General features: G+C 72.0%; 6 protein-coding genes, 1 rRNA gene and 1 pseudogene. 1 reads left to right on the top strand and 7 read right to left on the bottom strand.

Annotation, left to right across the window (positions count from 1 at the left end):
• Nucleotides 1-260 precede the first annotated feature (260 nt).
• From AB0K36_RS34220 to AB0K36_RS34205, 4 genes are all read right to left on the bottom strand, one after another.
• Nucleotides 261-1,163, bottom strand: coding sequence for an ABC transporter ATP-binding protein (locus AB0K36_RS34220; protein WP_364601635.1), 903 nt, complete (start codon nt 1,161-1,163; stop codon nt 261-263).
• Nucleotides 1,160-2,197 (bottom strand): FecCD family ABC transporter permease, encoded by a 1,038-nt coding sequence (locus AB0K36_RS34215; RefSeq protein ID WP_364601633.1) that lies wholly within the window; start codon nt 2,195-2,197, stop codon nt 1,160-1,162. Before AB0K36_RS34215 ends, AB0K36_RS34220 begins: the two co-directional genes overlap by 4 nt.
• A complete protein-coding gene (locus AB0K36_RS34210; RefSeq protein WP_435877995.1) occupies nt 2,194-3,246 on the bottom strand; it encodes a FecCD family ABC transporter permease in 1,053 nt (350 codons plus the stop codon). The genes AB0K36_RS34215 and AB0K36_RS34210 overlap by 4 nt, the downstream gene beginning before the upstream one ends.
• 69 nt (nt 3,247-3,315) lie before the next feature.
• Complete coding sequence (locus AB0K36_RS34205) at nt 3,316-4,344, bottom strand: HAD hydrolase-like protein (protein WP_364601631.1); 1,029 nt, start codon at nt 4,342-4,344, stop codon at nt 3,316-3,318.
• A gap of 91 nt (nt 4,345-4,435) precedes the next feature.
• Here AB0K36_RS34205 and AB0K36_RS34200 point away from each other — a divergent pair, with 91 nt between their 5' ends.
• Nucleotides 4,436-5,716 carry a DUF1015 domain-containing protein gene (locus AB0K36_RS34200; protein WP_364601629.1) on the top strand — a complete coding sequence of 427 codons (1,281 nt, stop codon included), beginning with the start codon at nt 4,436-4,438 and terminating at the stop codon, nt 5,714-5,716.
• Nucleotides 5,717-5,782: 66 nt separating this feature from the next.
• Here the strand turns inward: AB0K36_RS34200 and AB0K36_RS34195 are convergent, their stop codons facing one another.
• The 3 genes and pseudogenes from AB0K36_RS34195 to rrf form a co-directional block, all read right to left on the bottom strand.
• Nucleotides 5,783-6,598, bottom strand: a complete 816-nt coding sequence (locus AB0K36_RS34195; RefSeq protein WP_364601627.1) for a tetratricopeptide repeat protein — start codon at nt 6,596-6,598, stop codon at nt 5,783-5,785.
• A gap of 303 nt (nt 6,599-6,901) precedes the next feature.
• Nucleotides 6,902-7,729 (bottom strand): annotated as a pseudogene (locus AB0K36_RS34770) (hypothetical protein); the annotation flags it as partial.
• 508 nt (nt 7,730-8,237) lie between these two features.
• A 5S ribosomal RNA gene (gene rrf, locus AB0K36_RS34185) occupies nt 8,238-8,328 on the bottom strand; the annotation flags it as partial.

Raw genomic sequence — 8,328 nt, 5'->3', positions numbered from 1 at the left:
CCTGGCGTTTGGGGGAGATTGAGGCGCGGGGGTCCGGTGGGGGTCCCCCCACGCCGCCAGGCGTAGGGGGAGGAGCCCCCGAAACACCGCGCGCAGCGCGGTGGCGGGTCCGGGCGGAGCCCGGTTTCGGGAAGGGGCGGGTAGGGGAACAGCCCGCCGCAGGCGCCACGGACCGGACCCGCAGGCGCCACCGACCCGCACCCGCCACGCACCCGGACCCGGACCGGGACCCGCCAAGCCCCACCCGCCCACCCCCACCGTCACGACACCTTCGCGCCGACCCCCCGCCGCGACGCCGGAATCACCAGCGGCGTACCGGACTCAGGGTCCTCGATGATCTGGCTCTTCACGCCGAAGACCTGCTCCACCAGTTCCGCCGTGACCACCTCCGACGGCGCCCCCTCCGCGACGATCCTGCCGTCGCGGAGGGCGACGAGGTGCGTGGCGTAGCGCGCGGCCTGGTTGAGGTCGTGCAGGACGGCGACCAGCGTGCGCCCCTGCGACTCGTGCAGCTCCGCGCACAGGTCGAGCACCTCGAGCTGGTGCTGGATGTCGAGGTAGGTGGTCGGCTCGTCGAGCAGCAGCAGCGGCGTCTGCTGGGCCAGTGCCATCGCGATCCAGACCCGCTGGCGCTGTCCGCCGGACAGCTCGTCGACGTAACGGTCGGCCAGCTCGCCGACCCGCGTCGCGGCCATCGACTCCTCGACGATCCGCTCGTCCTCGGGCGACCACTGCCGCAGCAGTCCCTGGTGCGGGTAACGGCCGCGCGCCACGAGGTCGGCGACCGTGATCCCGTCGGGTGCGATCGACGACTGCGGCAGCAGCCCCAGCGTCCTGGCGACCTTCTTCGCGGGCAGTGAGTGGATGGCCTCCCCGTCGAGCAGGACCCTGCCCTTCGTGGGCTTCAGCATCCGCGAAAGGGCCCGCAGCAGCGTCGACTTGCCGCAGGCGTTGGGGCCGACGATCACGGTGAAGGAGTTGTCGGGTATCTCGACGGACAGGTCCTCCGCGATGACCCGCTGGTCGTAGCCGAGGGTGACGGATTCCGCGGTGAGGCGCTGCATCGTCGTCGTACTCCTGGAGTTCTCTGTGAGGTGGGCGGCGGTCGCGCCGGCGCCCGTTCGCCTGTCCTTGACCCTGTCCGTGTCCGTACCCGCCGTCATATCCGCCCCGCCTTGCGTTCGGTGACGAGCAGCCAGAGCAGGTAACCGCCGCCGAGCACCGCTGTGACGACGCCGACCGGCAGCATGCGGTCGCCGAAGGCGTTGGAGGCGGTCCAGTCGGCGACCAGGAGCAGGGCCGCGCCCATGACGGCGGCCGCGGCCAGGTTCGGTCCGGGCGAGCGGGTGAGCCGACGGGCCAGCTGGGGCGCGCTGAGGGCCACGAACGCGATGGGGCCCGCGGCGGCCGTGGCGACGGCGATGAACAGCACACCGGATCCCATGAGGACGATCCTGGTGCGTTCCACGGGTACGCCGAGCGCGTACGCGGCGTCGTCGCCCATCTCCAGCATCCGCAGCGGCCGTCCGTGCGCGAACACGACCGGCATCAGCACCGCGCACATCCCGGCCAGCGGCCACACCTGCGCCCAGTCACGGCCGTCGAGCGAGCCGGTCATCCAGAGCGTGGCCCTGGTGGCGTCCACGAGGTTGGCCTTGGTGATCAGGAAGTGGATGACCGCCGTGAGCATGGCGGCGACGCCGATGCCGACGAGTACCAGCCGGAAGCCCTGAACCCCGCGCTTCCAGGCGAGCGTGTAGACGGCGATGCCGGTGACGAGTCCGCCGGCGACGGCGCCGCCCGCCACGGCGAGCGAGCCGCCGCTGAAGAGCACGATCACGGTGAGCGCGCCGACGGTGGACCCCTGGGAGAAACCGATGACGTCGGGACTGCCGAGCGGGTTCCGGGAAAGGGACTGGAAGATGGCGCCGCTGAGGGCGAGCGACGCTCCGACGAGTATCGCCACCAGCACCCGCGGCAGACGCACGTCCTGGACGATGAACTCCTGCGCGGCGGTGCCGTTTCCGAGGAGTGTGGCGGTCACGTCGCCGAACGACATCGGGAAGTCGCCGCTGCCGATGAGGACGACCGCGACGGCCGCCGCGGCCACCGCGAGCAGCGTGACGACGGACGCCGCGCGGGCGTCGAGCCGTACGGACAGCCCGCCCGGCGTGCGTATTGCTTTCACGGCCTTCACAGCTGGGCCATCCTCTTGCGGCGTACGAGTTGGATGAAGACCGGCCCGCCGATCAGTGCGGTGACGATGCCGACCTGGAGCTCGGAGGGTCGGGTGACGACCCGGCCGACGACGTCCGCGCCGAGCAGCAGGACGGGCGCGAGGACCGCCGCGTACGGCAGGATCCACCGCATGTCCGGGCCGGTGACGGCGCGGACGAGGTGCGGGATCATCAGACCGACGAAGACGATGGGGCCGCAGGCCGCGGTCGCCGCACCGCACAGCAGGGTGATGGCGAGCATCGACAGGACGCGGGTGCGGGTCAGGTGCGCGCCGAGCGAGCGGGCGGTGTCGTCACCCATCTCCATCGCGTTCAGCGGCCGGGCCAGCAGCATGGAGAGGACCAGTCCGGCGGCGATGAACGGCAGGACCTTGGTGATGGTCCCCATGTCGGCGGAGGCGAGTGAACCGACCGTCCAGAAGCGCAGCCGGTCGAGCGCGGCCGCGTCCAGCAGCTGGACGGCGTTGATGTAGCCGTACAGGGCGGCGGTGGCGGCCGTACCGGCGAGCGCGAGGCGTACGGGGGTGGCGCCGCGGCTGCCGCCGAGGACGTACACGGCGGCGGAGACCACGGCGGCGCCGAGGAACGCGAACCACACATAGCCGGTGAGCGACGTGACACCGAGGAAGCTGACGGCGGACACGACCGCGGCCGACGCTCCCGCGCTCACGCCCAACAGGCCTGGTTCGGCCAGCGGGTTGCGGGTCAGCGCCTGCATCACCGCGCCGGCGACGCCGAGAGCCGCGCCGACGACGAGCCCCAGCAGCGTCCGTGGGACGCGGACATCCCTGATGATCACGTCGTTGCCGGAGCCCGTGCTGTGGAACAGCCCGTCCCACACATCGGAGAGCGGAATCGACTTGGCGCCCACGGCGATGCTCGCGACGCAGATCAGCAGCAGGACGCCGCACGACACCAGCAGCCCCAAGGCACGCAGGGCGTGGCGCTTGGGCGTTGCGGGTGTGGATGCGGACTCCGCGCTCCGTTTCGGGGGACTCTCGACCAACACGTGGTTAGGTTAGCCTACCCTCGCATCGCCTCTCGGAGGAGGCTGACGGCCCGGGAGTTCCTGGGAGTTCTAAAATCCCAGCCGGGCCAGGGCCTTCCCCGCGTCGAGGGTGCAGGAACCGTCGCCGGCGCTTGTCCACGCGGCGCCGCACAGCGCGCGCAGGCCGTCCAGCGGATCGCCGTCGCCGTCGAGCGCCAACTCGTCCCCGCGCGCCGACGCCGTCCATCCGCCGCAGCCGAACACGCCGTCGCGCTCCGTCACGTCGGGCTGCCCGGTCAGCATGCCGCGCAGATCGGCGTCGACATAGGTCGGCCGGTGCTGCGGCACGGCCGCGAGCAGCTGCGCCGCGTCCGTCACCCCGGTCAGTACGAGCAGTGAGTCGACGCGGCCGTTGAACGCCCCCTCGATGTCCGTGTCGAGACGGTCCCCCACGACCAGCGGCCGCTCGGCGCCGGTACGCAGGATCGTCTCCTTGTGCATCGGCGGCAGCGGCTTGCCCGCGATCTGCGGCTCCGCCCCCGTCGCGATCCGTACGACCTCGACGGCAGCACCGTTGCCGGGCGCGATGCCGCGGGCGCTCGGGATCGTCAGGTCGGTGTTGGAGGCGAACCACGGCACGCCCCGCGCGATCGCGTAACAGGCTTCCGCGAACCGGCCCCACGGCAGCTCGGGACCGCCGTAGCCCTGCACGACGGCGGCGGGGTCGTCGTCCGCGGACTCCACCGGCACGAGACCGCGCTCGCGCAGCGCGACCCGCAGCCCGTCGCCCCCGATCACCAGCACACGGGATCCTGGTGGCACCTGCTCGGAGATCAGCCGGGCCACCGCCTGCGCGGAGTTGATCACATCGCCGGGCCCGGTCGGAATGCCCAGCTCGGTGAGATGAGCGGCCACGACATCGGGGGTGCGCAGCGCGTTGTTCGTGACGTACGCCAGGTGCATGCCCTGCTCCCTGGCCGTCGCCAGCGACTCGACGGCGTGCACGATCGCCTCACCGCCCGCGTACACGACCCCGTCGAGGTCGAGCAGGGCGGTGTCGTACGCCTCGCTCAGCGCCCGTGTGCTTCCGCTCGGCCGGTTCACGCCCTGCTGACTCATCCGCTTCCGCTCCTCGCTGGTTCCCGCGCTCCCGGTGACCGGGCCACTCCCCCGATCATCGCCCATGCCGTCACGCGCATACGATGCCCTGATGAACAACGAAGGTCCTGCGGCCGACGGCGGCCTGCGTCTGATCCCGTTCCGCGGACTGCGCTACGTCCCCGAGCGGGTGGGCAGCCTCGCCGCCGTGACCTCGCCGCCGTACGACGTGGTCGTCAGACCGGACGGCCTGCACCACCTCGAGTCGGCGGACCCGCACAACATCGTGCGCCTGATCCTCCCCCAGGCGACCACCGCGGACGACCGCCACCACCAGGCCGCGCAGACACTCACGCGCTGGCTCGAGGAGGGCGTCCTCGCCGCGGACGACGAGCCCGCCCTGTACGTCTACGAGCAGCGCAAGGGTGACGTCCTGCAACGCGGCGTCATCGGGGCGCTGGCCCTGTCGGAGCCGTCCGACGGCGTCGTCCTCCCTCACGAGGGCGTCATGCCGGACGTCGTCGCCGACCGCGCGTCCCTGATGCGCACGACGGCGGCGAACCTGGAACCGCTGCTTCTCACATACCGCGGCTCCGGCGACGCCGTCGGCACGACGGCGGTCATCGAACGCACCGTCCGGCGCTCGCCGCTGCTGTCCACGACCACGGAGGACGGCTTCAGCCACCGCCTGTGGTGCGTCACCGACGCGGATGAACTGGCGGAGGTGCAGGAAGACCTGAAGGGCCATCAGGCGATGATCGCCGACGGCCACCACCGCTGGGCGACCTATCTGCGGCTGCGCGCGGAACAAACCTCGCCCGGCCCGTGGAACTACGGCCTGGTGCTGCTCATCGACTCCGCCCGCTATCCCCTTCAGGTACGGGCCATCCACCGCTTGCTGCACGGAATGCCGGTCGACCGGGCGCTCACGGCCCTGAGCGGTTCTTTCCGCGTCAGGCACCTCGACGTACCGCTGCCGCAGGCCCTGGACGCCTTGGCCGACGCCGTCGGCGAGGGCAACGCCTTCCTTCTCGCCGGGGACGGCCGTTTCCACCTCGTCGACCGCCCGGACGCCGGACTGCTGAACCGCACCGTGCCGAGCGGTCCGCCGGAGGCCTGGCGCACCCTGGACGCCACGGTGCTGCACTCCACGCTCCTGGAACAGGTCTGGCGGATCCCGGACGACCCCGAGCACATCGCCTACATCCACGACGCCCCGGCGGCCGTCAGCAAGGCCGAACGCGACGGCAGCACAGCGGTGCTGATGCACCCGGTACGGGAGGACGTCGTGCGCGAGCTGGCGCTCCAAGGCGTCACGATGCCCCGCAAGTCGACGTCGTTCGGACCGAAGCCGGCGACGGGGCTGGTTCTGCGGAGCCTCGCGCTGGACTGACACCGGCCGGAAACGACTGAGGGCGGCACCCGTGGACCGGGTGCCGCCCTCATTCATGTGCCGCGCTTACGACCGGTCGCCGGACCTGTCCGAGCCGGCGTCCGGCTCGGCGTCGGTGCCGTCGGCTCCGTCGGCCTCGGACCCGAGGTCGGTGACGGCCTCGGGACCGCTGCCGGTGCTCAGGTCGTCGTCCTCGGCGTCGGCCTTCGCGCCCTGGTCGCCGTCGTGGGCCTCGTCGTCCTCGTCGTCGTGCAGGGCGTCGACGAACTCGACACCGTCCATCTCGGCGAGTCGGTCCGACGCGTCGGTGGCGCCGTCCTTGTCGGCCTCGAGCGCCTTGGCGAACCACTCCCGGGCCTCGTTCTCACGGCCGGCCGCGAGAAGCGCGTCGGCGTACGCGTAACGCAGCCGCGCAGTCCAGGGCTGCACGGAGCTGGAGGCGAGCTCGGGGCTCTGCAGGGTCACGATGGCGGCGTCCAGCTGCCCCATGTCCCTGCGTGCTCCGGCGGCGACGAGCCGCATCTCGACCTGGCCGGCCTTGTCCAGCTTCTGCACCTCCGACTCGCCGGCCATCGCCAGCGCCCGCTCGGGCCGTCCGAGCCCACGCTCGCAGTCGGCCATGACGGGCCACAGCTCCACGGTGCCCGTCATCCGCCGCGCCGCACGGAACTCGGCCAGCGCCTCCGAGTACTTCTGCGTGGCGTAGGCGGCGAAGCCCGCGGCCTCACGCACGGCGGCGACACGGGACGCGAGCCGCAGCGCGATACGGGAGTAGGCGTAGGCCTGCTCGGGGTCCTCGTCGATCAGGTTCGCGACCATGACGAGGTTACGGGCGACATCCTCGGCGAGGCCCTTCGGCAGGCTCTGAAGCTCCTGCCGCACGTCCTTGTCGATCTCGTCGCCGGTGACGTCGTCGGGGATCGGGAGCCGCTTGACCGGCTCGCGCTCGGGACGGTCCCGCTCGTCACGCCGCCCGTAGCCGCCGCGGTCGCCGCGGTCGTCTCGGGAACCGCGGAAACCACCACGGTCCCGCTCCTCACGACGGGGGCCGCGGAAACCACCACGGTCGTCGTCACGCCGCGCGTAACCACCGCCACCGGAGCGGTCGTCACGACGGAAACCACCCTGACGGTCGTCGCGGCGCGCGTAGCCGCTCTGGCCGGAACGGTCGTCACGCCTGTCATCACGGCGATCATCGCGACGCTCGCTGGGACGCTCGTCACGACGGAAGCCACCGCCGCCGCCGGCGGGACGAGCACCACGGTCGTCGCGGCGGTCATCACGCCTGTCGTCGCGACGGAAACCGCCACCAGCGCCGGCCGGGCGCTCGTCACGGCGGTCATCGCGGCGGAAGCCGCCACCACCGCCGGCCGGGCGCTCATCACGACGATCGTCACGCGGACCGCGGTAGCCACCACGGTCGCCCGAGCGGTCATCACGACGGAAACCACCCTGACGGTCGTCACGACGGGGGTAGCCGCTCTGACCGGAACGGTCGTCACGCCTGTCATCACGGCGATCATCGCGACGCTCGCTGGGACGCTCGTCACGACGGAAGCCACCGCCGCCGCCGGCGGGACGAGCACCGCGGTCGTCACGCCTGTCGTCGCGACGGTCATCGCGGCGGTCATCGCGGCGGAAGCCGCCACCGGCACCGGCCGGGCGCTCATCACGACGATCGTCACGCGGACCGCGGTAGCCACCACGGTCGCCCGAGCGGTCATCACGACGGAAACCACCCTGACGGTCATCGCGACGGGGGTAGCCGCTCTGACCGGAACGGTCGTCGCGACGGAAGCCGCCACCACCGCCACCGCCGGCGGGGCGTCCGCCGCGGTCGTCACGGCGGTCATCGCGCCTGTCGTCACGGCGGTCATCGCGCCTGTCGTCACGGCGGTCATCGCGACGGAAACCGCCACCGGCACCGGCCGGGCGCTCATCACGACGATCGTCACGCGGACCGCGGTAGCCACCACGGTCACCGGGGCGGTCGTCACGACGGAAACCACCCTGACGGTCGTCGCGACGGAAGCCACCGCCGCCACCACCAGCAGGCCGGGGCGCGTATCCGCCACCGCCGGTGGGGCGACCGCCACGGTCGCCACCGTCGCGGGGGCCTCGGTAGCCACCGCGGTCGTCCTCGCGGCGCGGGCCACGGTCGCGGTCACCGGGGCGGTCGTCACGACGGAAACCGCCGCCGCCACCGCCGGCGGGGCGACCGCCGCGGTCGTCACGGGCACCACGGAAGCCACCGCGGTCACCGCGGTCGTTGTCACGGCGGGGACCCCGGTCCCTGTCGTCGCGACCGCCGCGGAAGCCGCCCCTGTCACCACCGTCCTTGCGACGCGGTTCGCGTTCCGGACGATCGTCGGAAGAGTTGGGGGACATCGGCGTGACTCCTGTCATCGGGTACCACAGTCATTCTCGCGCAGCCGGCGATCGGCCGCGCTTCGTCATTCTCGGCAAAACAAAAAGGACCCTTGGTCCAGCATGAACGCTGGACCAAGGGTCCTGAAAGATTGTTCGGCGGCGTCCTACTCTCCCACAGGGTCCCCCCTGCAGTACCATCGGCGCTGAAAGGCTTAGCTTCCGGGTTCGGAATGTAACCGGGC

Source organism: Streptomyces kurssanovii (genome assembly GCF_040677245.1).
GTDB classification, from domain to species: Bacteria; Actinomycetota; Actinomycetes; order Streptomycetales; family Streptomycetaceae; genus Streptomyces; species Streptomyces kurssanovii.
Note: the sequence above shows the minus strand (reverse complement) of the source record. Positions and strands in the feature narration are given on the sequence as shown.

Bases quoted from the DNA above. Each gene is read 5' to 3' on its own strand.
- AB0K36_RS34200 (WP_364601629.1), top strand. From the start codon at position 4,436: ATGAACAACGAAGGTCCTGCGGCCGACGGCGGCCTGCGTCTGATCCCG.
- AB0K36_RS34205 (WP_364601631.1), bottom strand. From the start codon at position 4,344: ATGAGTCAGCAGGGCGTGAACCGGCCGAGCGGAAGCACACGGGCGCTG.
- AB0K36_RS34220 (WP_364601635.1), bottom strand. From the start codon at position 1,163: ATGACGGCGGGTACGGACACGGACAGGGTCAAGGACAGGCGAACGGGC.